The organism is Streptomyces sp. LUP30 (genome assembly GCF_001746365.1).
In the GTDB taxonomy this organism is placed as follows: domain Bacteria; phylum Actinomycetota; class Actinomycetes; order Streptomycetales; family Streptomycetaceae; genus Streptomyces.
On record NZ_MJAJ01000027.1, the window covers coordinates 40,492 to 65,903 of the forward strand.

24 protein-coding genes are annotated in these 25,412 nt (G+C 73.1%); 9 read left to right on the forward strand and 15 right to left on the reverse strand.

Features of this window, described 5'->3' with window-relative positions; translation table 11 throughout:
* Positions 1-56 precede the first annotated feature (56 nt).
* Genes BG482_RS22415 through deoC form a run of 3 tightly spaced genes read right to left on the reverse strand, consistent with a single transcriptional unit; the run spans position 57 to position 3,366 of the window.
* Positions 57-944: an aldehyde dehydrogenase family protein gene (locus tag BG482_RS22415; RefSeq protein WP_069770875.1), complete on the reverse strand. Its 888-nt coding sequence runs from the start codon at positions 942-944 to the stop codon at positions 57-59.
* Positions 937-2,394: an aldehyde dehydrogenase family protein gene (locus tag BG482_RS22420; RefSeq protein ID WP_069770935.1), complete on the reverse strand. Its 1,458-nt coding sequence runs from the start codon at positions 2,392-2,394 to the stop codon at positions 937-939. The genes BG482_RS22415 and BG482_RS22420 overlap by 8 nt, the downstream gene beginning before the upstream one ends.
* Positions 2,395-2,406: 12 nt before the next feature.
* Positions 2,407-3,366 carry a deoxyribose-phosphate aldolase gene (gene deoC, locus BG482_RS22425; RefSeq protein ID WP_069770876.1) on the reverse strand — a complete coding sequence of 320 codons (960 nt, stop codon included), beginning with the start codon at positions 3,364-3,366 and terminating at the stop codon, positions 2,407-2,409.
* 123 nt (positions 3,367-3,489) lie between these two features.
* On the opposite strand from deoC, the gene BG482_RS22430 reads away from it, so the two are divergent.
* Positions 3,490-4,197, forward strand: a complete 708-nt coding sequence (locus BG482_RS22430; protein ID WP_069770877.1) for a PH domain-containing protein — start codon at positions 3,490-3,492, stop codon at positions 4,195-4,197.
* Between the two features lie 464 nt (positions 4,198-4,661).
* Here BG482_RS22430 and BG482_RS22435 read toward each other — a convergent pair whose 3' ends face one another.
* The 5 genes from BG482_RS22435 to BG482_RS22455 form a co-directional block, all read right to left on the reverse strand.
* On the reverse strand, positions 4,662-5,444 hold the full coding sequence (locus BG482_RS22435) for a DUF899 domain-containing protein (protein ID WP_069770878.1): 783 nt from the start codon (positions 5,442-5,444) through the stop codon (positions 4,662-4,664).
* A 152-nt stretch (positions 5,445-5,596) separates the two neighbouring features.
* The gene (locus BG482_RS22440) at positions 5,597-7,228 is read right to left on the reverse strand and encodes a phospho-sugar mutase (protein ID WP_069770879.1); all 1,632 of its coding nucleotides are present in this window, start codon (positions 7,226-7,228) and stop codon (positions 5,597-5,599) included.
* Between the two features lie 337 nt (positions 7,229-7,565).
* On the reverse strand, positions 7,566-8,390 hold the full coding sequence (locus BG482_RS22445; protein ID WP_069770880.1) for a purine-nucleoside phosphorylase: 825 nt from the start codon (positions 8,388-8,390) through the stop codon (positions 7,566-7,568).
* Between the two features lie 105 nt (positions 8,391-8,495).
* The gene (locus tag BG482_RS22450; RefSeq protein ID WP_069770881.1) at positions 8,496-8,774 is read right to left on the reverse strand and encodes a type II toxin-antitoxin system RelE/ParE family toxin; all 279 of its coding nucleotides are present in this window, start codon (positions 8,772-8,774) and stop codon (positions 8,496-8,498) included.
* 49 nt (positions 8,775-8,823) lie between these two features.
* The gene (locus BG482_RS22455) at positions 8,824-9,261 is read right to left on the reverse strand and encodes a gamma-glutamylcyclotransferase (RefSeq protein WP_069770882.1); all 438 of its coding nucleotides are present in this window, start codon (positions 9,259-9,261) and stop codon (positions 8,824-8,826) included.
* Positions 9,262-9,357: 96 nt separating this feature from the next.
* Between BG482_RS22455 and BG482_RS22460 the strand changes: the two genes are divergently transcribed.
* Positions 9,358-10,806, forward strand: a complete 1,449-nt coding sequence (locus BG482_RS22460; protein ID WP_069770883.1) for an NAD(P)H-quinone dehydrogenase — start codon at positions 9,358-9,360, stop codon at positions 10,804-10,806.
* Positions 10,807-11,007: 201 nt separating this feature from the next.
* Positions 11,008-11,973 carry a DeoR/GlpR family DNA-binding transcription regulator gene (locus BG482_RS22465; protein WP_079142033.1) on the forward strand — a complete coding sequence of 322 codons (966 nt, stop codon included), beginning with the start codon at positions 11,008-11,010 and terminating at the stop codon, positions 11,971-11,973.
* Positions 11,974-12,141: 168 nt separating this feature from the next.
* On the opposite strand, the gene BG482_RS22470 is transcribed toward BG482_RS22465, so the two are convergent.
* Complete coding sequence (locus BG482_RS22470; protein WP_069770885.1) at positions 12,142-13,914, reverse strand: biotin carboxylase N-terminal domain-containing protein; 1,773 nt, start codon at positions 13,912-13,914, stop codon at positions 12,142-12,144.
* Between the two features lie 384 nt (positions 13,915-14,298).
* Between BG482_RS22470 and BG482_RS22475 the strand changes: the two genes are divergently transcribed.
* Positions 14,299-14,823 carry a hypothetical protein gene (locus tag BG482_RS22475; protein ID WP_069770886.1) on the forward strand — a complete coding sequence of 175 codons (525 nt, stop codon included), beginning with the start codon at positions 14,299-14,301 and terminating at the stop codon, positions 14,821-14,823.
* Here BG482_RS22475 and BG482_RS22480 read toward each other — a convergent pair.
* From BG482_RS22480 to BG482_RS22490, 4 genes are all read right to left on the reverse strand, one after another.
* On the reverse strand, positions 14,792-15,397 hold the full coding sequence (locus BG482_RS22480; protein WP_069770887.1) for a nucleoside triphosphate pyrophosphatase: 606 nt from the start codon (positions 15,395-15,397) through the stop codon (positions 14,792-14,794). The two genes, BG482_RS22475 and BG482_RS22480, sit on opposite strands and share 32 nt — an antisense overlap.
* Positions 15,398-15,424: 27 nt before the next feature.
* On the reverse strand, positions 15,425-15,553 hold the full coding sequence (mmpB, locus tag BG482_RS45360) for a morphogenic membrane protein MmpB (RefSeq protein ID WP_107450686.1): 129 nt from the start codon (positions 15,551-15,553) through the stop codon (positions 15,425-15,427).
* Positions 15,554-15,714: 161 nt separating this feature from the next.
* Positions 15,715-15,924: an acyl-CoA carboxylase epsilon subunit gene (locus BG482_RS22485; protein WP_069770888.1), complete on the reverse strand. Its 210-nt coding sequence runs from the start codon at positions 15,922-15,924 to the stop codon at positions 15,715-15,717.
* A 9-nt stretch (positions 15,925-15,933) separates the two neighbouring features.
* The gene (locus BG482_RS22490) at positions 15,934-17,556 is read right to left on the reverse strand and encodes an acyl-CoA carboxylase subunit beta (RefSeq protein WP_069770889.1); all 1,623 of its coding nucleotides are present in this window, start codon (positions 17,554-17,556) and stop codon (positions 15,934-15,936) included.
* Between the two features lie 111 nt (positions 17,557-17,667).
* On the opposite strand from BG482_RS22490, the gene BG482_RS22495 reads away from it, so the two are divergent.
* Positions 17,668-18,543 (forward strand): biotin--[acetyl-CoA-carboxylase] ligase, encoded by an 876-nt coding sequence (locus BG482_RS22495; protein ID WP_069770890.1) that lies wholly within the window; start codon positions 17,668-17,670, stop codon positions 18,541-18,543.
* Positions 18,544-18,692: 149 nt separating this feature from the next.
* The gene (locus BG482_RS22500; protein ID WP_069770891.1) at positions 18,693-19,844 is read left to right on the forward strand and encodes an adenylate/guanylate cyclase domain-containing protein; all 1,152 of its coding nucleotides are present in this window, start codon (positions 18,693-18,695) and stop codon (positions 19,842-19,844) included.
* Positions 19,845-19,885: 41 nt separating this feature from the next.
* Here the strand turns inward: BG482_RS22500 and BG482_RS22505 are convergent, their stop codons facing one another.
* A complete protein-coding gene (locus BG482_RS22505) occupies positions 19,886-20,569 on the reverse strand; it encodes a hypothetical protein (RefSeq protein WP_256096447.1) in 684 nt (227 codons plus the stop codon).
* Between the two features lie 166 nt (positions 20,570-20,735).
* Between BG482_RS22505 and BG482_RS22510 the strand changes: the two genes are divergently transcribed.
* The 3 genes from BG482_RS22510 (at position 20,736) to hutH (ending at position 24,511) form a co-directional block, all read left to right on the forward strand.
* On the forward strand, positions 20,736-21,605 hold the full coding sequence (locus tag BG482_RS22510; protein WP_256096448.1) for an enoyl-CoA hydratase/isomerase family protein: 870 nt from the start codon (positions 20,736-20,738) through the stop codon (positions 21,603-21,605).
* Positions 21,606-21,709: 104 nt separating this feature from the next.
* On the forward strand, positions 21,710-22,858 hold the full coding sequence (locus BG482_RS22515) for a GGDEF domain-containing protein (RefSeq protein WP_069770892.1): 1,149 nt from the start codon (positions 21,710-21,712) through the stop codon (positions 22,856-22,858).
* Positions 22,859-22,942: 84 nt separating this feature from the next.
* Positions 22,943-24,511 (forward strand): histidine ammonia-lyase, encoded by a 1,569-nt coding sequence (gene hutH, locus BG482_RS22520; protein ID WP_069770893.1) that lies wholly within the window; start codon positions 22,943-22,945, stop codon positions 24,509-24,511.
* Positions 24,512-24,583: 72 nt separating this feature from the next.
* Here hutH and BG482_RS22525 read toward each other — a convergent pair whose 3' ends face one another.
* Positions 24,584-25,390, reverse strand: a complete 807-nt coding sequence (locus BG482_RS22525) for a hypothetical protein (protein ID WP_069770894.1) — start codon at positions 25,388-25,390, stop codon at positions 24,584-24,586.
* Positions 25,391-25,412 lie beyond the last annotated feature (22 nt).

Genomic DNA, 25,412 nt, shown 5'->3' on the forward strand with positions numbered 1-25,412 from the left:
CGTCCGCGGGGGCGCCGGCGACGTGCCGGAGGGCGCCCGGCGTGCCCTGAGGGCGCCTAGTAGGACGATCCGGACGCGCCCAGCGAACCGGTGGGGTGCCAGACCGTCTTGGTCTCCAGGAAGGCCGTCAGGCGGTCGATGCCCGGAACCGCCGACCAGTCGTCCACAGGCTGTGGACGAAGGACGCGCTTCAGGTTGTCGGCCGCCGCGATCTCCAGCTCCTTCGCCAGCGACTCGTCGGCGCCGGCGAGGTCGATCGCGTTGACGTCCTGGTGCGCGGCCAGTGGAGCCGCGATCTCCGCCGTGCGGCCCGAGAGGACGTTGACGACGCCGCCGGGAACGTCCGAGGTGGCCAGCACCTCGCCCAGGGAGAGCGCCGGCAGCGGGGAGCGCTCGCTCGCGATCACGATCGCCGTGTTGCCCGTGGCGATCACCGGGGCCAGCACCGACACCAGCCCGAGGAACGACGACTCCTGGGGGGCGAGGACCGTGACCACACCCGTCGGCTCGGGCGATGAGAGGTTGAAGAACGGGCCCGCGACCGGGTTCCCGCCGCCCACGACCTGGGCGATCTTGTCGGTCCAGCCCGCGTACCAGACCCAGCGGTCGATCGTCGCCTCGACCTGCTCGGCGGCCTTCGTCTTCGACAGGCCCTCGGCGTCGGCGACCTCGCGGACGAACTGGGCCCTGCGGCCCTCCAGCATCTCCGCGACGCGGTAGAGGACCTGGCCCCGGTTGTACGCCGTCGCCCCGGCCCAGCCGCCGAACGCCTTGCGCGCGGCGACGACCGCGTCACGGGCGTCCTTGCGGGAGGCCTGCGGCGCGTTGGCCAGCCATGTGCCCTTGGAGTCCGTCACCTCGTACACCCGGCCGCTCTCGGAACGCGGGAACTTCCCGCCGACGTACAGCTTGTAGGTCTTCAGCACGGACAGTCGGTCAGACATCGAGGTACGCCTCCAGGCCGTGGCGGCCGCCCTCGCGGCCGAATCCCGACTCCTTGTAGCCGCCGAACGGCGAGGTGGGGTCGAACTTGTTGAACGTGTTGGACCAGACGACGCCGGCCCGGAGCTTGTTCGCGACGGCGAGGATCCGGGAGCCCTTCTCCGTCCAGATGCCCGCCGACAGCCCGTACGGCGTGTTGTTGGCCTTGGCGACGGCCTCGTCCGGGGTGCGGAAGGTGAGGACCGACAGCACCGGGCCGAAGATCTCGTCGCGCGCGACGGTGTGCGCCTGGGTGACGTTCGTGAACAGCGTCGGCGCGAACCAGTAGCCGGAGGTGGGCAGTTCGCAGGCGGGGGACCAGCGCTCCGCGCCCTCCGCCTCGCCCTGCTCGACGAGGGTGGTGATCCGGGAGAGCTGCTCGGCGGAGTTGATCGCGCCGATGTCGGTGTTCTTGTCGAGCGGGTCGCCGAGACGCAGGGTCGACAGCCGGCGCTTGAGGGAGTCCAGCAGCTCGTCCTGGATCGACTCCTGGACGAGGAGACGGCTGCCCGCGCAGCAGACCTGGCCCTGGTTGAAGAAGATGCCGCTGACGATGCCCTCGACGGCCTGGTCGATCGGGGCGTCGTCGAAGACGATGTTCGCGCCCTTGCCGCCCAGTTCGAGGGTGAGCTTCTTGCGGCTGCCCGCGACCGTGCGCGCGATCTCCTTGCCCACGGCCGTGGAGCCGGTGAAGGCCACCTTGTTCACGTCGGGGTGCGCGACGAGCGCCGCGCCCGCGTCGCCGTAGCCCGGCAGGATGTTGACGACGCCCCTGGGGAGGCCGGCCTGACGGCAGACGTCCGCGAAGAACAGCGCCGACAGGGGCGTCGTCTCGGCGGGCTTGAGCACCACCGTGTTGCCCGTGGCCAGCGCCGGGGCGATCTTCCAGGCCAGCATCAGCAGCGGGAAGTTCCAGGGGATGACCTGGCCGGCCACGCCCAGCGGCTTCGGCGAGGCCCCGAACCCGGCGTGACCGAGCTTGTCGGCCCAGCCCGCGTAGTAGAAGAAGTGCGCGGCGACCAGGGGCAGGTCGGCGTCGCGCGTCTCCCTGATCGGCTTGCCGTTGTCCAGCGTCTCCAGGACGGCGAGCTCGCGGGAACGCTCCTGGATGATGCGGGCGATGCGGAAGAGGTACTTCGCGCGTTCGGCGCCCGGCAGCGCGGACCACTTCTCGAAGGCCTTGCGGGCGGCCCGCACGGCGCGGTCGACGTCCGCCTCGCCCGCCTGGGCGATCTCGGAGAGGACCTCCTCGGTGGACGGCGAGACGGTCTTGAAGACCTTGCCGTCGGCCGCCTCGGTGAACTCGCCGTCGATGAACAGGCCGTAGGAGGGTGCGATGTCGACGACCGAGCGGGACTCGGGGGCCGGTGCGTACTCGAAGGCGGAGGTGAATGCGGAAGGCGTGTTTTCCATGTTCATGGGGTCTCAGTCCACCGTCACGTAGTCGGGTCCGGAGTAGCGGCCGGTGGCCAGCTTCTGACGCTGCATCAGCAGATCGTTCAGGAGCGAGGAGGCGCCGAAGCGGAACCAGTGGTTGTCGAGCCAGTCCCCGCCCGCGGTCTCGTTGACCAGGACGAGGAACTTGATCGCGTCCTTGCTGGTGCGGATGCCGCCGGCGGGCTTCACGCCGACCTGGACGCCGGTCTGGGCACGGAAGTCGCGGACGGCCTCCAGCATGAGCAGGGTGTTGGCGGGGGTGGCGTTGACGGCGACCTTGCCGGTGGACGTCTTGATGAAGTCCGCTCCGGCCAGCATGCCGAGCCAGCTCGCCCGCCGGATGTTGTCGTACGTCGACAGCTCGCCCGTCTCGAAGATGACCTTGAGGCGGGCCGCCCCCGAGGCTTCCTTGACGGCGACGATCTCGTCGTACACCTTCATGTACCTGCCCGCGAGGAACGCCCCGCGGTCGATGACCATGTCGATCTCGTCGGCGCCCGCGGCGACCGCGTCGCGCACGTCGGCCAGCTTCACGTCGAGCGCGGCGCGGCCGGCCGGGAACGCGGTGGCGACCGAGGCGACCTTCACGCCGGAGCCGGCGACGGCCTCCTTGGCGACGGCCACCATGTCGGGGTAGACGCAGACCGCGGCCGTGCCGGGGGCCGTGCGGTCGGTCGGGTCGGGCCGGACCGCCTTCGCGCCGAGCGCCCGGACCTTGCCCGGGGTGTCCGCGCCTTCCAGCGTCGTCAGGTCGACCATCGAGATGGCGAGGTCGATGGCGTACGCCTTCGCGGTCGTCTTGATGGAACGGGTGCCTAGCGCGGCGGCGCGCGCCTCCAGGCCGACCGCGTCGACGCCGGGCAGCCCGTGGAGGAAACGGCGCAGCGTGCTGTCGGACGAGGTGACGTCCGAGAGGGTGCGGGCCGCGCTGGGTGCATTGGTGGGCATGGTCACCAGACGAGCATATCTACGCGCGTAGCGGGTGTACAGCCCCGGAAGTCGTTCCGGTGCTCATGGCGGGCCGGGGCTCCGCGTATGAGCGGACGGCGGGCGTCGGGCAGAATCGGCCCCATGACGAGCCCGGAAGACCAGACACCAGCACCGCGGCCCTCGGGGCCCTCGGAACCCTCGGGTCCCGAGATCAGGGACCGCGTGTACCGGTCGTCCGCGGGCATCGCCGGCGGTGTGGTGATGCTCGCCCTCGTCGGCTGGCTCGGCATCGACGCGATCGTCGCGGGCGAGGGGCGCACCCCGTGGCTGGCGCTCGCGACGATGATCCTCCTCGTCCCGCTGATCGTCGCCCTGACCCTGCGGCCCGCCGTGTACGCCGGTCAGGAGCGGATGCGGGTGCGCAACCCCTTCCGGGTGATCGTGCTGCCCTGGGGGCAGATCGCCACGCTGCGGTCCGGCTACTCCAACGAGGTCCTCACCCTGGCGGGGACGAAGTTCCAGCTGTGGTCCATCCCCGTCTCGCTGCGCGCCCGCAAGCGGGCGAACCGCCGGGTGTCGCGCGCGGCGGCCGGGCAGGACGGCCGGGGCGGCCGGACCGCCGGACTCGGCGCGTTCGGCGGCGGCCCGGGGCGCGGGGGCGCCGCCGCGGCGGACGGTTCCGCGCGCGCCGCTTCCGACCGGGCCATGGAGGACCTGCGCGACCTGTGGGAGGCGCGCGAGAAGGACGAGAGCGCGCAGGGCGAGGTGAGCGTCCGCTGGGCCTGGGAGATCCTCGGCCCGGCCGCGGCGGGAGCCGTCGTACTGGCGATCCTGATCGCGGTGGGCTGAGCGGCGGGGATCGTCCGGCGGGGGTCGCCCGGCGGGGGGCCTGCGCGGCCGTCCGCGCACGTCCGCCGTGGGTGTGCGGGGGCGCGCCGCCGGGTCCCGCCACAGCACGGTGATTGCGGCGGCCGTCCGCTCGTCCGGGTGCGGCCGCCCGAGCCTGCGCTCCAGCAACGGCCAACGGAACGAGTCCAGCCGCCGCAGTCAGCGGCAGCGCCGGGAAGGCCCACTCCGGGCCCGCAACGCCTTGAGCTCCGAGCCCCCGACGCCCCCCACGCCACCGTCGGCCCCTCCGGCGGACCCGCCCACCGGCAGGCCGGCCGGGCGGCCCGGAGAGCGGCTGCGCGGGCGGGCGGTGGCCGCTGGGGAGCGCCGTCGGGGTGCCGGTGGCGGGCGCGGTCGTGTTCCTGCGCTGACGACCGACGCCGCCGGCCCGCGGGGCGCCGGCGGCGGCCATGACCGCGGCCGGGTCAGTGGCAGGGGCCCTGTCGGCCGAGGGTGTCCACGGGGGTCGCGTCGGGGCGGGTCCACTGCGGGACGGGGCGGCTGGTCGGGCCCCAGGTGGCGTTCCCGTCCGCGTCCGAGCGCCAGTACCAGCACGGGTGCTGTCCCTCGGGCCGACCCTCGGGATTGTCCTCCCAGGTCTCGCCGCGGCCGTACGGCGTCATGTCGAGCAGGGCGAACGACCCGCTGAACGGCTCGTTGCCCCGGCCCGTCGTGGTGTAGGTGAGGAAGACGCGGTCGCCGTCGCGCAGGAAGCAGCTGAGGTGGCCCATGCCGCCGCCGAGCGGCTCGGCCACGTCGCGTACCGAGTACCAGGGCTGGGCGTAGCCCATGAAGGCGACGTACGCGGCCACCTCGTCCCACGGGCCGGTGGTCAGGACGGCGAACGACACGCCGCGGGCGTTGAGGTAGACGGCGTCCCTCAGATGCCAGGCCGCCATGGTGCAGCCCTCGCACTGCCCCTGGTGCGGTGCGCCGTCGTACCACATGTGCTGGTAGACCACGAGCTCGTCGCGGCCCTGGAACAGGTCCAGGAACGGGACCGGGCCGTCGGGGCCGACGACCTCGGCCGTCCCGTCGAGCTCCACCATCGGCAGTCGGCGGCGGGCCGCGGCGATGGCGTCACCCTCGCGGGTATGGGCCTTCTCGCGGACCAGGAGCTCGTCGCGGGCGGCCTGCCACGCGGCCGGGTCGACGACGGGCGGGCGGCCGGGCGGCGTGGCGGTCGGGTGGTCCGGGGCGGTCGTCATGGCGTCCTCCGTGGGGTCTGGTGCCGGGCGCCGTCGCGGGACGTCGTACGAGACGTCCCACGACGGTCACCTGAAGAGACCGGAGAAGCGGCCGGAACTCATCGCGGGCGGGCCGGGAACCCCCTGTGGCGCGGGCCCGCCGGTGCGGGCCCTCAGATCCCGGCCGCGGCCGACAGGTCCTGCTTGATGGTGGCGAGGACGGCGTCCGCCCGGGTGCGCGCGGCCGGCAGGTCGTCGTGGGCGGCGACCGGGATCACGACCTCCAGGTAGCACTTCAGCTTCGGCTCCGTGCCGCTGGGGCGGACGATGACCCGGGCCCCCTCGAGCGTGTAGCGCAGGCCGTCGGTGGGCGGCAGCGTGTCCGTGCCCCGGGTGAGGTCCTCCGCCCGGCTGACGGCCAGGCCCGCCAGCGAGGTCGGGGGCTGTGCGCGCAGCCGTTCCATCGCGCGGGCGATGACCGAGAGGTCCTGCACCCGCACGGACAGCTGGTCGGTGGCGTGCAGACCGTGCTCCACGGCGAGGTCGTCGAGGAGGTCCAGCAGGGTGCGGCCCTGCTCCTTGAGCTCCGAGGCGAGTTCCGTGACCAGCAGGGCGGCGGTGATGCCGTCCTTGTCGCGCACGCCCTCGGGGTCCACGCAGTAGCCGAGGGCCTCCTCATAGCCGTAGCGCAGGCCGTCGACGCGGGCGATCCACTTGAAGCCGGTGAGGGTCTCCTCGTGGGGCAGGCCCGCCTTCTGGGCGATGCGGCCGAGCAGGGACGAGGAGACGATCGACTCGGCGAACGTGCCCTGCGCGCCCCGGCGGACGAGGTGGGCGGCGAGCAGCGAGCCGACCTCGTCGCCCCGCAGCATGCGCCAGTCGCCCGCGTGCGGGACGGCCACCGCGCAGCGGTCGGCGTCCGGGTCGTTGGCGATGATCAGGTCGGGGGCGTTCGCGCGGGCCGCGGCGAAGGCGAGGTCCATCGCGCCGGGCTCTTCCGGGTTGGGGAAGGCCACGGTCGGGAACTCCGGGTCGGGTTCGGCCTGCTCGGCGACGAGGACCGGCGCGGGGAAGCCCGCGCGGGCGAACGCGGCGAGCAGGACGTCCTTGCCGACGCCGTGCATCGCGGTGTAGACCGTGCGGGCCGTGCGGGGGGACTCCGGGGCGAGGACGGCGTCCGTGCGGGCCAGGTAGGCGTCGAGGACGGCGTCGTCGAGGGTCTGCCAGCCCCCGTCCGGGCGGGGGACCTCGGCCAGGCCGCCGACGGCGTCGATCTCCGCGGCGATCTCGGCGTCGGCGGGCGGCACGATCTGCGAACCGTCGCCCAGGTACACCTTGTAACCGTTGTCGCGGGGCGGGTTGTGGCTGGCCGTGACCTCGACCCCGGCGACCGCGCCCAGATGCCGTATGGCGAACGCCAGGACGGGGGTGGGCAGCGGGCGGGGCAGGACGGCCGCGCGCAGACCGGCGCCCGTCATGACCGCGGCCGTGTCGCGGGCGAAGTCGGCGGACTTGTGGCGGGCGTCGTAGCCGATGACGACGAGCCCGCCCTGCTGTCCCTTGGCCTTGAGGTACGCGGCCAGTCCGGCGGCGGCGCGGATGACGACCGAGCGGTTCATCCGCATGGGGCCGGCCCCCAGCTCGCCGCGCAGGCCTGCGGTGCCGAACTGGAGGGTGCCGCTGAAACGGTCGGCGAGTTCGGCGACGTCGCCGGCCTCGATGATCCGGGCCAGCTCGGCGCGGGTCTGCGGGTCCGGGTCCTCGGCGAGCCAGGACCGGGCGCGGGCGAGGAGATCGTCGTGCACGGGAGTCAACCTCCGGTTGCGTGGGGACGCCGGTTGTCTTCCGGCTCGGACCGGTGTCGTCCGGCCCGTCTGGGGTCCCTCTGGGCGAGTGGTGAGGACGAGGCCTGCTGGGGGGCCGAAGCGGGCTCCCGGGCGGGGCTCCGCGGCGGGGCGGGCGGTTCTCGCGTCTTCCCTCCCGGGCGGGCGACACCCGGGACGGCGGACCGCTGTGCGGTCGGATCCCCGTGCGCCCGGGGGGCCGGGCACCGGGAGGGCCTCCGCGTCGCGATGCGCCCCGCCGGCCGCCGCGCTGATCGGATCCGGATCACCGGACGCCCTCCGTGGCCCCGGGGGGCGCTCAGATGCGGCCGAGCACCTGCGCCAGCAGCGAGCCCATGCGCGTCGCGCTGTCGCGACCGGCCTGCAGGACCTCTTCGTGGTTCAGCGGCTCGCCCGTCATGCCGGCGGCGAGGTTGGTGACGAGGGAGATGCCGAGCACCTCGGCCCCCGCCTCGCGCGCGGCGATGGCCTCCAGCACCGTCGACATGCCCACCAGGTCCGCCCCGATGGTGCGCGCCATGCGGATCTCGGCCGGGGTCTCGTAGTGCGGGCCGGGGAACTGGGCGTAGACGCCCTCTTCCAGCGTGGCGTCGATCTCCTTGCACAGGGCGCGCAGCCGCGGCGAGTACAGGTCCGTCAGGTCGACGAAGTTCGCGCCGACGACGGGAGAGGTCGCCGTGAGGTTGATGTGGTCGCTGATCAGCACCGGCTGACCGGGGCGCATGCCCTCGCGCAGGCCGCCGCAGCCGTTGGTCAGCACGATCGTCTTGCAGCCGGCCGCCACCGCGGTGCGGACGCCGTGGGCGACGGCGGCGACGCCGCGGCCCTCGTAGTAGTGGGTGCGGCCCAGGAAGACGAGCGCCCGCTTCTCGCCCATCTGGTAGGAGCGGATCTTGCCGCCGTGGCCCTCGACCGCGGGCGGCGGGAAGCCGGGCAGCTCGGTGACCTGGAACTCTGCGTCGGGGGCGCCCAGCGCGTCCACGGCCGGAGCCCAGCCGGAGCCCATCACGAGGGCGACGTCGTGGGTCTCGGCGCCGGTCAGTTCGCGCAGGCGCGCGGCGGCGGCGTCGGCGGCGGCGTGCGGGTCGCCCTGGATGTCGTCCGGGAGAAGAGATGCGTTCACGCGACTGAGGGTAGCCGCTTCCGGCCTACGCGCGTAGATGCCGAAGCCGACGGGATGGCGATCGTTGTCTTGTCGTTTCCAACGAGGAGGGGCCGCCTGCGCCGGTCAGTCGTCCGTGATCAGCACGTCCTTGTCGTTGAAGACTTCGACGATGAAGATCAACAGGCGTCCGCGGCTGATCGTGTACTCCACGAGGACGTTCTGTGTGAGGCGGATCGTCCGGTCGTCACCGGTGGAGCTTATGGGGCGGGACACGGACAGGAACGGGTCCCGGGCCAGCAGGGCGATGCCCTTGTCGAACGCCATGCGTTGCCGGTCGTCGAGCCGGTCGCGGGCCTCGGCGGCCTGCACCGTGTAGTAGACGTCGTACGTTGTGGGGGTCATGCCGTCTCCCGTTGCCGCGTCGATTCCTCGAGTGTAGGAGTCGGGCCTCTCAGCAGGGCCGCTTCCGCAGCTCCATCACGTAATCGTGTGGCGCCCCGGCCGATTCGGCCGCGTCGGCGACCTCGCCCAGGTACCGGGCCGACGGCAGACCGCCCTCGTAGCCGTTCAGGACGTACATCCAGGCGGACTCCTCGCCCTCCAGCGTGTGCACCCGCACCCGGGCCCGCCGGTAGATGCCGAGGCCCACGCCCTCCCAGCGGTCCAGGGACTCCTCGTCCATGGGGGCGACGTCGTACAGCGCGACGAAGACCTGCGCGCCGGGGTCCTCCACGACCGTGGCCAGCGCCCCCTCCCAGCCCAACTGCTCGCCGCCGAACGTCAGCCGCCAGCCGTTCAGCCAGCCGGTGGCGCGCAGCGGCGAGTGGGGAGCGCGGCGGGTCATCAGCCGCGCGTCGAGGTTGCCGGCGTACGCGGCGTAGAGCGACATGCAAGGAGAGTACGGCAGTGGGCGCGGGCGTCACTCTGGTCACAGTCCCGGCGTCCGCGGCCCCCGGGGCGGTAGCACCGCGGCCGGTACGGGAGAATGGAACATGTGACTCGGATCGTGATCATCGGTGGCGGACCCGGCGGCTATGAGGCGGCCCTGGTGGCCGCGCAGCTCGGCGCGGAGGTGACCGTCGTCGACTGCGACGGTCTGGGCGGGGCGTCGGTGCTGACCGACTGCGTGCCGTCGAAGACCCTGATCGCCACGGCCGAGGTGATGACCACCTTCGACTCCTCCTACGAGGAGCTCGGCATCATCGTCGCCGACGACACCCCGCCGCTGGAGCAGGCGGCCCGGGTCGTCGGGGTCGACCTCGGCAAGGTCAACCGCCGTGTGAAGCGCCTCGCGCTCGCCCAGTCGCACGACATCACCGCCTCCGTCACCCGGGCCGGCGCCCGCGTCCTGCGCGGCCGCGGCCGGCTGGAGGGCATGCAGGCCCTCGACGGCTCCCGCAAGGTCGTGGTCAGCGCCGCCGACGGCACGGAGGAGACGCTCACCGCGGACGCCGTGCTCCTCGCCACCGGCGCCCACCCGCGCGAGCTGCCGGACGCCCAGCCCGACGGCGAGCGCATCCTGAACTGGACCCAGGTCTACGACCTCGCCGAGCTGCCCGAGGAGCTCATCGTCGTCGGCTCGGGCGTCACCGGCGCGGAGTTCGCCGGCGCCTACCAGGCCCTCGGCTCCAAGGTCACCCTCGTCTCCTCCCGCGATCGCGTGCTGCCTGGCGAGGACCCGGACGCGGCGGCCGTCCTGGAGGACGTCTTCCGCCGCCGCGGCATGCACGTCATGGCCCGCTCGCGCGCCGAGTCCGCCAAACGGGTCGGCGACCGGGTCGAGGTCACGCTGTCCGACGGCCGCGTCATCACCGGCTCGCACTGCCTCATGGCCGTCGGCGCCATCCCCAACAGCGAGGGGATGGGGCTGGAGGAGGCGGGCGTCAAGGTCCGCGAGTCCGGGCACATCTGGACCGACAAGGTCAGCCGGACCACCGCGCCGGGCGTGTACGCCGCCGGGGACGTGACCGGGATCTTCGCCCTGGCCTCCGTCGCCGCCATGCAGGGCCGCATCGCCATGTACCACTTCCTCGGCGACGCGGTGGCCCCGCTCAACCTCAAGACCGTGTCCTCCAACGTCTTCACCGACCCCGAGATCGCCACCGTCGGCTACAGCCAGGCCGACGTGGACGGCGGGAAGATCGACGCCCGGGTCGTCAAGCTGCCGCTGCTGCGCAACCCGCGCGCCAAGATGCAGGGCATCCGCGACGGCTTCGTCAAGATCTTCTGCCGCCCCGGCACCGGGATCGTCGTCGGCGGGGTGGTCGTGGCCCCGCGCGCCTCGGAACTGATCCACCCCATCTCGATCGCCGTCGACAACAACCTGACGGTCGAACAGATCGCGAACGCGTTCACCGTGTACCCGTCCCTTTCCGGGTCGATCGCAGAGGTGGCGCGGCAGCTGCACACCCGCAAGACGGCGGGCGAGGCCTGACAGCCGCTTGCGGCGGCCCGGTGGACTCCGCCCCGGTCATGGGGAGTTGACGGCGTGGGCGCACCCGGTCGCCGGACTGTGCGGGAGGCATGTGCACCGGAGTTGCGCCTTATACCACCGGCCGTCCCTCTGTGCGAACAACTTCTACTATTCGGCGCAAAGAGCTGAAAGCAGACGGTCGTCCGCGTTACTGTCAGTTTCGTGTTCGCTGCAGAACGTCGCCAATTGATCCTCGAAATGGTGCGAGCGAACGGGGCCGTGTCGCTCCGTGAACTCGCCCGCGTCGTCCAGACCTCCGAAGTGACCGTACGGCGGGACGTGCGCGCACTGGAGGCAGAAGGACTCCTCGACCGCCGGCACGGCGGTGCGGTATTGCCGGGCGGGTTCACGCGAGAATCCGGCTTTCCGCAGAAATCCCATCTCGCGACCGCTGAAAAGACCGCCATCGCGGACCTCGCCGCGGGCTTCGTCGAAGAGGGCGAGGCCATCGTGGTCGGGGCGGGCACCACGACCCAGGAGCTGGCCCGCCGGCTCGCCCGGGTGCCCGGACTGACCGTCGTCACCAACTCCCTGCTGGTGGCACAGGCGTTGGCCCATGCCAACCGGGTGGAGGTCGTGATGACCGGCGGCACCCTGCGCGGCTCCAACTACGCCCTCGTCGGGAGCGGCGCCGAGCAGTCCCTGCAGGGGCTGCGGGTGTCGCGGGCCTTCCTCTCCGGGAGCGGACTGACCGCCGAGCGCGGGCTGTCCACGTCCAACATGCTGTCGGCGTCCGTGGACCGGGCCCTGGTGCAGGCCGCCGCCGAGGTCGTGGTCCTCGCCGACCACACCAAGCTCGGCACCGACACCATGTTCCAGACGGTGCCCACGGACCTCATCACCCGGCTGGTGACCGACGAGCCGCCCGCGCACGACGACCGCGCCGCCACCGAACTGCAGGCCCTGGCGGACCAGGGGGTGCAGATCGCCGTGGCCGGGGCGTCGGGAGGCCAGGGGGGTGACGCGGTCCCGGCGCGCCACCAGCAGCAGCGTCGGGACGTACCGCTGCCGGCCCCCCGGCGGGGCCAGATCCCGGGCACTCCGGCGGGGCTCCGCGCGGCCTCGATGCTGGGCGAGCAGTCCCCCGCCGGGGAGCGGGCCCGGGTCGCGGACCTGCGCCGTCGCTGATCTCGGCGGTCGACGACGCCGGTCGTCGACATGAGTCGCCGACGTGCGCCGTCGACGTCGGCCGTCGCTCCCGGGTGACCGGGGGCGCCGTCCTCAGGCCCGTGCGGGGCCGTGAACGCGGCGAGGCGCCCGGGGGTCCGGGCGCCTCGGCACGATCGACCGGTGCGGTCAGTCCTTGATCTCGCAGATCGCGGCGCCCGAGGTGACGGACGCGCCGACCTCCGCCGCGAGGCCCTTCACGGTGCCCGAGCGGTGGGCGTTGAGCGGCTGCTCCATCTTCATCGCTTCGAGGACGACGACCAGGTCGCCCTCCTTGACCTCCTGGCCCTCCTCGACGGCCACCTTGACGATGGTGCCCTGCATCGGGGAGGCGAGGGTGTCGCCGGAGGCCACGGGTCCGGACTTCTTGGCCGCGCGGCGCTTGGGCTTGGCGCCCGCCGCGAGGCCGGTGCGGGCCAGGGACATGCCCAGCGAGGACGGGAGCGAGACCTCCAGGCGCTTGCCGCCGACCTCGACGACGATCGTCTCGCGGTCCGTCTCGTCCTCGGCCTCGGAGTCGGCCGGGGCGGAGAAGGCGGGGATCTCGTTGACGAACTCGGTCTCGATCCACCGGGTGTGGACCGTGAACGGGTCCTGGCTGCCGGTCAGTTCGGGGGCGAACGCCGGGTCCTTGACGACCGCGCGGTGGAACGGGATCGCCGTGGCCATGCCCTCGACCTGGAACTCGTCCAGGGCGCGGGCCGCCCGCTGCAACGCCTGCTCACGGGTGGCGCCGGTGACGATCAGCTTGGCGAGGAGCGAGTCCCACGCCGGGCCGATGACCGAGCCCGACTCGACGCCCGCGTCCAGGCGCACGCCCGGACCGGAGGGCCCCTCGAAGCGGGTCACCGTGCCCGGGGCGGGCAGGAAGCCCCGGCCCGGGTCCTCGCCGTTGATGCGGAACTCGAAGGAATGGCCGCGCAGCTCCGGGTCGCCGTAGCCGAGTTCCTCGCCGTCGGCGATGCGGAACATCTCGCGCACCAGGTCGATGCCGGCGACCTCCTCGGTGACCGGGTGCTCGACCTGCAGACGGGTGTTGACCTCCAGGAAGGAGATCGTCCCGTCGAGGCCGACGAGGAACTCCACGGTGCCGGCGCCGACGTAGCCGGCCTCCTTGAGGATGGCCTTGGAGGACGCGTACAGCTCGGCCGTCTGCGCCTCGGACAGGAACGGCGCTGGGGCCTCCTCGACCAGCTTCTGGTGGCGGCGCTGGAGGGAGCAGTCGCGGGTGGACACGACGACCACGTTGCCGTGGCTGTCCGCCAGGCACTGCGTCTCCACGTGCCGCGGCTTGTCCAGGTAGCGCTCGACGAAGCACTCGCCCCGGCCGAAGGCGGCGACCGCCTCGCGGACGGCCGAGTCGTACAGCTCGGGCACCTCCTCGAGGGTGCGGGCGACCTTGAGACCGCGGCCGCCGCCGCCGAAGGCGGCCTTGATCGCGATCGGCAGGCCGTGCTCCTCGGCGAAGGCGACGACCTCGTCGGCCCCGGAGACCGGGTCGGGCGTGCCGGCGACCAGCGGCGCGCCGGCGCGCTGGGCGATGTGCCGGGCGGCGACCTTGTCGCCGAGGTCGCGGATGGCCTGCGGGGGCGGGCCGATCCAGATCAGGTCGGCGTCCAGGACCGCCTGGGCGAACTCGGCGTTCTCCGAGAGAAAGCCGTAGCCGGGGTGGACGGCGTCGGCGCCGGACTCCCGCGCCGCGTTCAGCACCTTCTCGATGTCGAGATAGCTGGTCGCCGGAGTGTCACCGCCCAGGGCGAACGCCTCATCCGCCGCGCGGACATGCAGAGCGTCCCGGTCCGGGTCGGCGTACACGGCCACGCTCGCGATACCGGCATCCCGGCACGCCCGGGCCACGCGGACTGCGATTTCGCCACGGTTGGCGATGAGCACCTTGCGCACGATTGAGGCTCCCTCCTTGAAACAAGCCGAGTTTAGGGACTGCCGACACGGCTCTACGACCCGTCCCCAAAGGTGAGCTTGCCCACACGGAGCGTGATGTCAGGCTCACTCGACCGCGAAATCCCTTGTAGTACCGCCGTACGCAGCACTCCTTCGGGAAACCCTAGCCCTCCTGTGTGGTCAAGGTCTCTGTGAGAGCGTGCTGCGGCCCACTCCGTTTCTTTGTCGAGTCCCTACGAATGGCCCAATGATTCTTTGCCGCACCCGGAACCCTTGTCCCAACGTTTACCCGTTAGTAGCGTTCCGGGTGTCTCGAACGTACTTGAGGTAACAGCTAGCTTGCCCGACCCCGCTGGGGTCCGGCTCGAAAGTGGGTGGGGACCGGTGGTACGCAGACCGGTGGCGTGGGTCGTGGCGATCGTGCTGTTCGCCGAGGCGATCGGAATCGCCGCGCTGAACTGGTTCATGGGCGTCGTGGTGGACCGGCAGGACATGTCCCTGGCCGGCCTGGACCCGGACGTCATGTCGATGTCCTCGAAGATCGGCGGGCTCGTCTTCGGTCTCTACTTCGCCCTGTGCGGCGTGGTCGCCCTGCTGGTGGCCCTGCGCGACCGCGCGCCCGCCGGCTTCGGCCGGGTCCTGCTGATCAGCGCGGCCGTCGTGCACGGTCTGCTGGGCGCCTTCGCGTGGGGGCTGCTGGGCGTGCCGCAGTTCGTGTTCATGGTGGTCGTGCTCGCCCTGATCGTGCTGCTGCTGATGACGTACGACGCCCGGCAGCGGCCCGTCGCCGAGGCGTCCCGGGACGGCAGGGGCGACGGCGGAGGTTCGGCCGCCGTGCTCCCGCCGCCTCCGCCCCGGCCGGCCGCGGCCGAGCCGGTCACGCCTCCGGCGGCGCCCACAACTCCGTGATGCCGACGCCCAGTTGCGCCAGCAGTCGGCGCACGAGGGGCAGGCTGATGCCGATGACGTTGCCGTGGTCGCCCTCGATGCCGTCGATGAACGGGGCCGAGCGGCCGTCGAGGGTGAACGCACCGGCGACGTACAGGGGTTCGCCCGAGGCGACGTACGCGGCGACCTCCGCGTCGGTCGGCTCGCCGAAGCGCACGACGGTGGAGGCGGTCGCGGAGGTGTAGCGCCCGCTGACGGTGTCGTAGACGCAGTGGCCGGTCTGGAGCGTCCCGGCCCGGCCGCGCATGGCCTTCCAGCGTGCGGTGGCCTCGGCGGCGTCCGCCGGCTTGCCCAGCGCCTCGCCGTCCAGGTCGAGCACCGAGTCACAGCCGATCACCAGGGCGCCCTTGACCTCGGGCCGTGCGGCCACGACGGAGGCCTTCGCCTCGGCGAGGGCGAGAGCGAGCTCCGCGGGGGTGGGCGCGGTGACGGCGTCCTCGTCCACCCCGCTCACGATCACCTCGGGTGCGAGGCCGGCCTGGCGCAGCAGGTTCAGCCGGGCGGGGGACTGGGAGGCGAGGACGAGTCGGCGCATGCGGCCAGCCTAGCGGCGCGGCACGGGCTATCTGATCCCCAGCACGATCATCGCCACCACCATGGCCAACGCGAGGAAGAGGCCGAGTCTCCGCAGGGTCTCCTGCATGTCGCGGAGTTCCTTCGGGGGCTCGTTCTCGGGGTCGGACCACAGCATGCCACCAGCGTGCAGCCTGGCAGGGGGCCGCTGCCTGAGTAGGCGTACTCATATCGCCGGCCCGCAGCCGTTCACCTGCCGTTCGGCGGTTCGTCGGCTGCGGGCCGTGGAGGGCGCAGGCCGACACACGCGGCCAGCCGCCCCCCGAGGGCCGGGTGTCGCTAGCTCGGCCAGTAGGTGCGGGTCCAGGACGCCTGGCCCGGCTGCGGCACCCGGTGTGCCGCGATGCGGGCCGGGTCGGACCACGCGTCCTTCGGGGGCTGCGCGCCGGACGGCTCCGTCACTGCCGCCGCGGCGCGGGCCCGGACCACCGCCAGGGCGGCGGCGAGCTCCTCGGGGGTCGGATTGCCCCGTACGACCTTGATCGTCACAGCGGCTCCTTAGAGGGGGATGTTGCCGTGCTTCTTCGGGGGCAGGGATTCCCGCTTGGTGCGCAGTTGACGCAGACCGCGCACGATGTGCCGGCGGGTGTCGGACGGCATGATCACCGAGTCGACGTAGCCGCGCTCGGCCGCGACGTACGGGTTGAGGAGGGTGTCCTCGTACTCCCGGATCAACCGGGCGCGCACCGCCTCCAGGTCCTCGCCGTTCGCCTCCGCCTCCGCGATCGTGCGGCGGTGCAGGATGTTGACCGCGCCCTGGGCGCCCATGACGGCGATCTGGGCGGTCGGCCAGGCGAGGTTGAGGTCCGCGCCCAGGTGCTTGGAGCCCATGACGTCGTACGCGCCGCCGAACGCCTTGCGGGTGATGACGGTGATCAGCGGGACGGTGGCCTCGGCGTAGGCGTAGATCAGCTTGGCGCCGCGGCGGATGATGCCGTCGTGCTCCTGGTCGACGCCGGGCAGGAAGCCGGGCACGTCCACGAACGTGATGACCGGGATGTTGAAGGCGTCGCAGGTGCGGACGAAGCGGGCCGCCTTCTCGGAGGCCGTGATGTCCAGACAGCCCGCGAACTGCATCGGCTGGTTGGCGACGATGCCGACCGGGTGGCCCTCGACCCGGCCGTAGCCGGTGAGGATGTTCGGCGCGAACAGCGCCTGCGTCTCGAAGAACTCGGCGTCGTCCAGAACGTGTTCGATCACCGTGTGCATGTCGTACGGCTGGTTGGCGCTGTCCGGGACGACGGAGTCCAGCTCCAGGTCCTCCTCGGTGACGGACAGGTCCGCCTCCTCGGGGAACACCGGTGCCTCGGACAGGTTGTTGGACGGCAGGTACGACAGCAGCTGCTTGACGTACTCGACGGCGTCCTTCTCGTCGCCGGCCATGTGGTGCGCCACGCCCGACACCGCGTTGTGGGTGCGGGCCCCGCCCAGCTCCTCGAAGCCGACGTCCTCGCCGGTGACCGTCTTGATGACGTCCGGACCGGTGATGAACATGTGCGAGGTCTGGTCCACCATCACCGTGAAGTCGGTGATCGCGGGGGAGTACACCGCGCCGCCCGCGCACGGGCCCACGACCAGGCTGATCTGCGGGATCACCCCGGACGCGTGCGTGTTGCGGCGGAAGATCTCGCCGTACGCGCCCAGTGAGGCCACACCCTCCTGGATGCGCGCGCCGCCGGAGTCGTTGATGCCGATGACGGGGCAGCCGGTCTTCAGGGCGAAGTCCATCACCTTGACGATCTTCTGTCCGTAGACCTCGCCCAGCGCCCCGCCGAAGACCGTGAAGTCCTGGGAGAACACGGCGACCGGACGTCCGTCCACCGTGCCGTAGCCGGTGACGACGCCGTCCCCGTACGGACGGTTGTGCTCCAGGCCGAAGTTGGTGGAGCGGTGCCGGGCGAACTCGTCCAGCTCGACGAAGGAGTCCTCGTCGAGGAGGAGGTCGATGCGCTCACGGGCCGTCAACTTGCCCTTGGCGTGCTGCTTCTCGACGGCGCGTTCCGAACCGGCGTGCGTCGCTTCCTGGATACGGCGCTGGAGATCCGCGAGCTTGCCCGCGGTGGTGTGGACGTCGATCCCTTGGGACTGTTGGATCTCTTGGCGCTCTTCCGGCTCGGACATCGGGATCGCGGCTCCCTGCCTGCTCAAAAGGGGGGACGGTTACTCATCCGTAGAGTAGTGCTGCCCCTACGGATCGGCAGTGCGGCATTCGACACACCTAGGGTGGCTTGCATGACACCGCGAGATGCATCAGACGCAGGCGGCGGCCGGTGGTCCGATCTGGACCGTCCGCCGCTCAACGTGGCGGCCCTGCGCCGGGGGCTGGTCCGGGAGGGCGGCCTGTGGACGGGCGTGGACGTGGTGCAGCGCACCGGCTCCACCAACTCGGACCTGGTCGCGGCGGCGGACGCGGGACGGGCGGGCGAGGGCGCGGTCCTCGTCGCCGAGGAGCAGACGACGGGCCGGGGCCGCCTGGACCGCCGGTGGACGGCGCCCCCGCGCTCCGGCCTGTTCTTCTCCGTGCTGCTCACCCCCGGCGAGGTGCCGGTGGCCCGCTGGGGCTGGCTGCCGCTGCTCACCGGCGTGGCGGTGGCGACGGGGCTGTCCCGGGCGGCCGGCGTCGACACGGCACTCAAGTGGCCCAACGACCTCCTGGTGACCGTCGGGGGAGAGGAACGCAAGGCCGGCGGCATCCTCGCGGAGCGGGCCGGGCGGGCCGACGAGAGCGCGGTGGTGGTGGGCGTCGGCATCAACGTCTCCCTGCGCGCGGAGGAACTCCCGGTGCCGCAGGCGGGCTCGCTGGCGCTGGCCGGGGCGGTGAGCACGGACCGGGACACGCTGCTGCGGAGCGTGCTGCGGTCGCTGGAGGAGTGGTACGGGCGCTGGCGGGAGGCCGGCGGCGATCCGGCGGAGAGCGGTCTGCAGGAGACGTACGCGGCCGGGTGCGCCACTCTGGGACGAACGGTACGGGCCGAGTTGCCGGGGGACCGGTCGATCGTCGGCGAGGCGGTCGCGGTCGACGGCGACGGGCGGCTGGTGATCGCCACGGAAGAAGGGGTACAGGAGCCGGTGGGAGCGGGCGACATCGTCCACCTCAGGCCGGTGTGAGCCTCGGCGGCCGCCGGGGCCGCCAAGGCCTCCGGGGCCCTGACCGCACCGCGCCCCTCGTCGGACCGAACGGAGTGAGCTGGCGCACACCTGCCGTAGAGTTGAGGCCGGTCGATACATGACCGCGGAAGATCGGAAGGGCAGCAGGCGTGACCGTCGACGACACGGGCTCCGGCGCGGGCGAGGACGGCCGGGGCAACCTGCCGGCCGCCGACCCGGGCGAGCCGGGCGACCCAGGTGAGGACCCGCATCCTCTCGCGCTGCGCCTCGAACAGCTCATCCTCGGTGCCGAGCGCCGTTACACCCCCTTCCAGGCCGCCCGCAGCGCGGGCGTCTCCATGGAGCTGGCGTCGCGCTTCTGGCGGGCCATGGGCTTCGCCGACATCGGGCAGGCCAGGGCGCTCACCGAGGCCGACGTCCTCGCCCTGCGCCGACTGGCCGGTCTCGTCGAGGCCGGACTGCTGAGCGAGGCGATGGCCGTGCAGGTGGCGCGCTCCACCGGCCAGACCACCGCCCGGCTGGCGGAGTGGCAGATCGACTCCTTCCTGGAGGGCCTGACCGAGCCGCCCGAGCCGGGCATGACCCGCACCGAGGTCACCTATCCCATCGTCGAGCTGCTGCTGCCCGAGCTGGAGGAGTTCCTCGTCTACGTCTGGCGCCGGCAGCTCGCCGCCTCGGCGGGCCGGGTCGTGCAGGCGGCGGACGACGAGGAGATGGTCGACCGCCGGCTCGCCGTCTGCTTCGCCGACCTGGTCGGTTTCACCCGGCTGACCCGTCGCATGGAGGAGGAGGAGCTCGGCGAACTGGTGGAGGCCTTCGAGACCACCTCCGCCGACCTGGTGGCCGCCCGCGGCGGGCGACTGATCAAGACCCTCGGCGACGAGGTGCTGTACGCCGCCGACGACGCGGGCACCGCCGCCGACATCGCGCTGCTGCTGGTCGAGACGATGAGCAACGACGAGACGATGCCCGAACTGCGCGTCGGCATGGCGTTCGGCACGGTCACCACCCGGATGGGCGATGTCTTCGGCACCACGGTCAACCTGGCCTCCCGCCTGACGTCGATAGCTCCCCGCGACGCCGTCCTGGTCGACAGCGCCTTCGCCGAGGAGCTCATCCGCACCGGCGACGCACCCTCCTCCGAGGCGGAGGCCGCCGAGGAGGCGGCCGCGGCGGAGAAGGAGGGCGAGGAGCCCCCGAAGTACCGCTTCGCGCTGCAGCCGATGTGGCAGCGCCCGGTGCGCGGCCTGGGCGTGGTCGAACCCTGGCTGCTCACCCGCCGCGGCGACCCGGACGACTAGACCCCTGCCTTCCGGTGTCCTCATGGGCGCCGCGAACCTCTCTAGAGCTTCGGCAGGGTGGCTCCCAGCGGGTCCACGCACAGGCCGACGACCGGGACGCAGACGCCCGGCTGCCGCGGGGTCCCGGTGTGCCCCGGCTGGGGCGCGGGCGGCGTCGTGGCCGGGGCGGGGGCCGGCGTCGCCGAGGGCCGGGGAGCCGTGGTCGACGTGGGCGCGGGCTGTGGCGCGTCGGGCTCCCGGGGCGTGTCGGCCGCAGGCCGCGTGGGCGCCGCGCCGGGCGGTGCCTGGGTGTAGGTGGCGCCCGGAGTGAGGGCGACGGACGTCGGTGAGCCGGGGGCGCCCGGCAGAAGGCCGACCTCGGGGGCCGGACCGGCACTCGCGCCGCCCATCGCGCTGGGCGCGGTCGGGGAGGGCGCGACGGTGGCCGCGGTGTCGACCGAGCGGCCGGGGTCGTCGTCGGCCCCGGTGCTCGCGACGGGATCGGGCTGCGGATCGGCCTCGGCGGCGCCCACACCGGCGGGCCCACCCGCGTCGGGGGTCAGCCGTACGAAGCTCAGCACCCCCGCGGCCAGAGCGAGGCCGCCGGCGGCGAACAGCACCTTGTGGGGGCGGGGCCGGCGATGCCGGCCACGGGGGCGCGGCGCCCACGGCCGGTCGGCCTCGGCCTCCGTCGGGGCCGTCACGTCGTGTGCCGTCACGTCCGGCCCGGTCCGCGTGCTCGTCATCGCGTTTCCTCCCGGATGCGATCGCGCCCCCGCTGCGCCGGGGCGGACGCACGTTATGCGCTCCTGTGAGTGGTGCGGGGCGAGTTGGGCGGGATGTCACTCGAACGGGTGGACGGGACTCTCGACGGGGACGGGTTCACTCTTTCGCTGCCGGGCCTCGGCTGCGATGATCGGACCACAGTTGTTAACCATCGTTAACCCGGAGGGTGTCGTGAGCGGTGTCGTGGGCGTCGGGGGCGAGGAGCGGTTCGGGGAGTTCGTGGCGGTGCGCCGGCACGGGGACGGCGGCCATGTCGCGGAGCTGGCCCTGGACCGGCCGAAGGCCATGAACGCCGTGTCCACCGACATGGCCCGGTCGATCGCGGGGGCCTGTGCGGCGCTGGGCGGGGACCGGGCGGTCCGGGTGGTCGTGCTGACCTCGACGCACGAGCGGGCGTTCTGCGTCGGCGCGGACCTCAAGGAGCGCAACTCCCTCAGCGACGCCGAGCTGGTCCGCCAGCGGCCGGTGGCGCGCGGGGCCTACACCGGCGTGCTGGAACTGCCGGTCCCCACGGTCGCCGCGGTGCACGGTTTCGCGCTGGGCGGCGGCTTCGAGCTGGCGCTCGCCTGCGACCTGATCGTGGCCGACGGCACGGCCGTGGTGGGGCTGCCCGAGGTGTCGGTGGGCGTGATCCCGGGCGGCGGCGGGACGCAGTTGCTGCCGCGCCGGGTGGGGGCGGCGCGGGCGGCCGAGCTGGTCTTCACCGCCCGCCGGGTGCAGGCGGCCGAGGCGCGTGAGCTGGGCCTGGTGGACGTGCTGGTGGAGGACGGGCGGGACCGGGAGGAGGCTCTGGCGCTGGCCGCGCGCATCGGCGCCAACTCGCCGGTGGGGCTGCGGGCGGCGAAGCGGGCTCTGCGGCTCGGGCAGGGGCTGGACCTGCGGGCCGGGCTGGAGGTCGAGGACGCGGCGTGGCGGTCGGTGGCGTTCTCGGGGGACCGGGCGGAGGGGGTGGCCGCGTTCAACGAGAAGCGGAAGCCGCAGTGGCCGGGCGAGTGAGTCCGCGGGGACGGCCGCTGTCACTCTAAGTGCCCCCTCCGTGTCTCTTTTTCACCCAAATATCCCTAGCCTGGGGTGATGGGCGAGGGCAGTGGGTGAGGGCGATGGGTGAGGACGGACGCCTTGTGGCCGTGGTGGCGCTCGCGCAGGGCATGGCCGCCGCGCGCACCCCCCGCGAGTCGTGGCGGGCCGCGGCGCTCGGCGCGTGCCGCGCGCTGGCCGGGGACTTCGCCGCCCTCTCGGTGTGGGAACGCGACCTCGGGCGGCTGCGCGTCCTGGCGAACGTGGGCGACCGGGCCGCCGACGAGGACGAGTTCCCGGAGGCCGAGGCCTACCCGGTGCACCAGTTCCCCGAGATCACCGAGTTCCTGCACGAGCGCTGGGCGGCCGGCGGCGAACCCAACGCCTGGGTGGAGACCGCCCAGGGACCGGCCGCAGGCCGCCCCGGCTACTGTCATCAGAGGGTCGCCGCCCTCCGCCGCCGGGGCCGCGGCTCCTGCGTGGTCGCGCCGATCGTGCTGCACGGCCGGGCCTGGGGCGAGCTGTATGTGGCGCGCTCCGCCGGCGCCCCCGTCCTCGACCGCGCCGACGCCGACTTCGCCACCGTGCTGGCCGCCGTCGTCGCGGCCGGGCTCGCCCAGACCGAGCGGCTGGAGGAGGCCCGCCGACTCGCCTTCACCGACGCCCTGACCGGTCTGGCCAACCGCAGGGCCGTCGACGTGCGGCTGGAGGAGGCGGTCGAGCGGCACCGTGCGGAGGGGGTCGTCGTCAGCCTCGTCGTGTGCGATCTCAACGGGCTGAAGCGGGTCAACGACACCCGGGGGCACGCGGTCGGGGACCGGTTGCTGGAGCGGTTCGGGTCGGTGCTCTCGCTGTGCGGGGCGATGCTGCCGGGCGCGCTGGCCGCCCGGCTGGGCGGGGACGAGTTCTGTCTGCTGGCCGTGGGCCCGCCCGCCGACGACGTCGTCGAGGTCGCCGGTGAGCTCTGCCGCCGGGCCGGCGAGCTGGAGCTCGGCGAGGGGGTGGCCTGCGGAGTCGCCTCCACCCAGGACCCCATCGGGCCGGTGGGCTCGGCGCGGCGGCTGTTCCGGCTGGCCGACGCCGCCCAGTACCGGGCCAAGGCGGTGCGGGCCGCCCGGCCGGTGGTCGCCGGGCGGGAGGGGCCGGACGATCCCGTGGTGCGGCTGGCCGACGAGCCGCCCCCGGAGCGGGAGCGGACCGCCGAGCGGCGCAGGTTCCGGGGGCGGCCCTGAGAGTGTGACGCAGTCGGTAAGGGGCGAACCCCGCCTCCACTGGTGACATCGTGGTCTTCAGTCACTACGCTCCTGAATATGGATATGCACACTGTGGTGGTGGGGACGCACGGCGTGACCGCGTCCGACGTGCTCGCCGTGGCGCGCGGCGGCGCCCGCGTCGAGCTCTCCGAGGAGGCGGTGGCGGCACTCGCCGCGGCCCGCGAGATCGTGGACGCGCTGGCGGCCAAGCCCGAGCCGGTCTACGGCGTCTCCACCGGGTTCGGCGCCCTCGCCACCCGGCACATCAGCCCGGAGCTGCGCGCCCAGCTGCAGCGCAACATCGTCCGCTCGCACGCGGCCGGGATGGGCCCGCGCGTGGAGCGCGAGGTCGTCCGGGCCCTGATGTTCCTGCGGCTGAAGACCGTCTGTTCCGGACACACCGGCGTGCGGCCCCAGGTCGCGCAGACCATGGCCGACATCCTGAACGCCGGCATCACCCCGGTCGTCCACGAATACGGCTCCCTCGGCTGCTCCGGCGACCTGGCCCCGCTCTCGCACTGCGCCCTCACCCTCATGGGCGAGGGCGACGCGGAGGGCCCGGACGGCGTCGTCCGGCCCGCCGGCGACCTGCTCGCCGAGCACGGCATCGCCCCCGTCGAACTGCGCGAGAAGGAGGGCCTGGCGCTCCTCAACGGCACCGACGGCATGCTCGGCATGCTGGTCATGGCCCTCGCCGACCTCGACATGCTCTACAAGTCCGCCGACGTCACGGCGGCGCTGTCGCTGGAGGCCCTGCTCGGCACCGACAAGGTCCTCGCCCCCGAGCTGCACGCCATCCGCCCGCACCCGGGCCAGGGCGCCTCGGCCGCCAACATGCTCGCGGTGCTGGCGGGTTCGGAGCTCACCGGCCACCACCAGGACGACGCCCCGCGCGTCCAGGACGCCTACTCCGTGCGCTGCGCCCCGCAGGTCGCCGGCGCCGGCCGCGACACCATGGCCCATGCCCGTCTGGTGGCCGAGCGAGAGCTGGCCTCGGCCGTCGACAACCCGGTGGTGCTGCCTGGGGACACCTCACAGGCTTTCGGCACCGGGGGAGGGCGGGTCGAGTCCAACGGCAACTTCCACGGCGCGCCGGTCGCCTACGTGCTGGACTTCCTCGCCATCGCCGTCGCCGACCTCGCCTCCATCGCCGAGCGGCGCACCGACCGGCTGCTGGACAAGAACCGCAGCCACGGCCTCCCGCCGTTCCTCGCGGACGACGCCGGCGTCGACTCCGGGCTGATGATCGCCCAGTACACGCAGGCCGCGCTGGTCAGCGAGCTGAAGCGGCTGGCCGTGCCGGCGTCCGCCGACTCGATCCCGTCCTCCGCCATGCAGGAGGACCACGTGTCGATGGGCTGGTCCGCGGCCCGCAAGCTGCGCACCGCCGTCGACAACCTCACGCGGGTGATCGCCGTCGAGCTGTACGCCGCCACGCGCGGCCTCGAACTGCGCGAGGGTCTGACCCCGGCGCCGGCGAGCCGGGCCGTGATCGAGGCCGTGCGCAAGGCGGGCGTCCAGGGCCCCGGCCCGGACCGGTTCCTCGCGCCCGACCTCGCGGCGGCGGACGCGTTCGTGCGCGACGGAGGCGTGGTCGCCGCCGTGGAGACGGTCACCGGGCCGCTGCGGTAGCGCCGGCACCGTACGGGGCCCTGCCCGCGCGTCCGTGCGGCGCGAGGACAGGGCCCCGGTGTGCGCCGGGAGTCACTTGAGCTTGGCGACCTGCGCGGCGACGACGGCGGCCGGCACGGCGGACGACTTGCCGGTGGACGTGAGCGAGGCGAAGTCCACCGTGTAGAACGAGGCCACGGTGTTGCCCTTGCGCACCACCTGGGTGTGGAAGGTGGCCGTGCCGTCGCCGTCGACGTCGGAGTCGACCGTGAACGCCACGGACTCGTCACCGCTTCGCGCCCCCTGCTCCGGGGCGACCTTGGTGATCTTCTGCTTCTCGCCCTGGGCGGTGACCCCGAACCCGCCGGAGCAGGCCGCGACGCCGTCGGAGACCGACTTGAAGGCCTTCTCCGCGCCGTCGCCCTCGTACGAGGAGAGGCCCACGAAGGTCAGCTTGACCTTGAAGGCGCCCTCGAGGTCGGACTGGCTGATGTCCCCGGGGGACTTGGTGGCGGCGGCCGACGCGTTGTCCTCCGTCAGCGTGTTGCTCGCATGGGACTCCGTGTCGCCGGGCGCGAGACCGGACATGGCGTAGGCGAGCGGCGCGCACGCCTCCTTGTCGGTCTTCACCACGCTCTTGGAGGCCGGCAGGGTGTCGTCGCCCGAGGTGACCTTGTAGCCCTTGACCTCGCCCTGGGCGAGCAGCAGCTTCTCCAGCTCGGCCGTGGGCAGCGCCTTGGCGTCGGAGGCGGTCGTGGAGCCCCCGGAGGCCGCGGAGGACGCCGGGCCCTTGGCGTCGCCGGCGTCCTTCGCCCCGTCGGAGCAGGCGGTCAGGAGGGAGAGCGACAGCGCGCCGATGGCGGCGGTGGCGCACAGCCGTGTCCCCGGTGATCTCTTCATGAGCGAACTATGAGGAAGCCGT

Coding starts and splice junctions, on each gene's coding strand:
- BG482_RS22415 (WP_069770875.1), bottom strand. CDS start 944: ATGTCTGACCGACTGTCCGTGCTGAAGACCTACAAGCTGTACGTCGGC.
- BG482_RS22420 (WP_069770935.1), bottom strand. CDS start 2,394: ATGGAAAACACGCCTTCCGCATTCACCTCCGCCTTCGAGTACGCACCG.
- deoC (WP_069770876.1), bottom strand. CDS start 3,366: ATGCCCACCAATGCACCCAGCGCGGCCCGCACCCTCTCGGACGTCACC.
- BG482_RS22430 (WP_069770877.1), top strand. CDS start 3,490: ATGACGAGCCCGGAAGACCAGACACCAGCACCGCGGCCCTCGGGGCCC.
- BG482_RS22435 (WP_069770878.1), bottom strand. CDS start 5,444: ATGACGACCGCCCCGGACCACCCGACCGCCACGCCGCCCGGCCGCCCG.
- BG482_RS22450 (WP_069770881.1), bottom strand. CDS start 8,774: ATGACCCCCACAACGTACGACGTCTACTACACGGTGCAGGCCGCCGAG.
- BG482_RS22455 (WP_069770882.1), bottom strand. CDS start 9,261: ATGTCGCTCTACGCCGCGTACGCCGGCAACCTCGACGCGCGGCTGATG.
- BG482_RS22460 (WP_069770883.1), top strand. CDS start 9,358: ATGGAACATGTGACTCGGATCGTGATCATCGGTGGCGGACCCGGCGGC.
- BG482_RS22480 (WP_069770887.1), bottom strand. CDS start 15,397: ATGCGCCGACTCGTCCTCGCCTCCCAGTCCCCCGCCCGGCTGAACCTG.
- mmpB (WP_107450686.1), bottom strand. CDS start 15,553: ATGCTGTGGTCCGACCCCGAGAACGAGCCCCCGAAGGAACTCCGCGAC.
- BG482_RS22490 (WP_069770889.1), bottom strand. CDS start 17,556: ATGTCCGAGCCGGAAGAGCGCCAAGAGATCCAACAGTCCCAAGGGATC.
- BG482_RS22495 (WP_069770890.1), top strand. CDS start 17,668: ATGACACCGCGAGATGCATCAGACGCAGGCGGCGGCCGGTGGTCCGAT.
- BG482_RS22505 (WP_256096447.1), bottom strand. CDS start 20,569: ATGACGAGCACGCGGACCGGGCCGGACGTGACGGCACACGACGTGACG.
- BG482_RS22510 (WP_256096448.1), top strand. CDS start 20,736: ATGATCGGACCACAGTTGTTAACCATCGTTAACCCGGAGGGTGTCGTG.
- BG482_RS22515 (WP_069770892.1), top strand. CDS start 21,710: ATGGGTGAGGACGGACGCCTTGTGGCCGTGGTGGCGCTCGCGCAGGGC.
- hutH (WP_069770893.1), top strand. CDS start 22,943: ATGCACACTGTGGTGGTGGGGACGCACGGCGTGACCGCGTCCGACGTG.
- BG482_RS22525 (WP_069770894.1), bottom strand. CDS start 25,390: ATGAAGAGATCACCGGGGACACGGCTGTGCGCCACCGCCGCCATCGGC.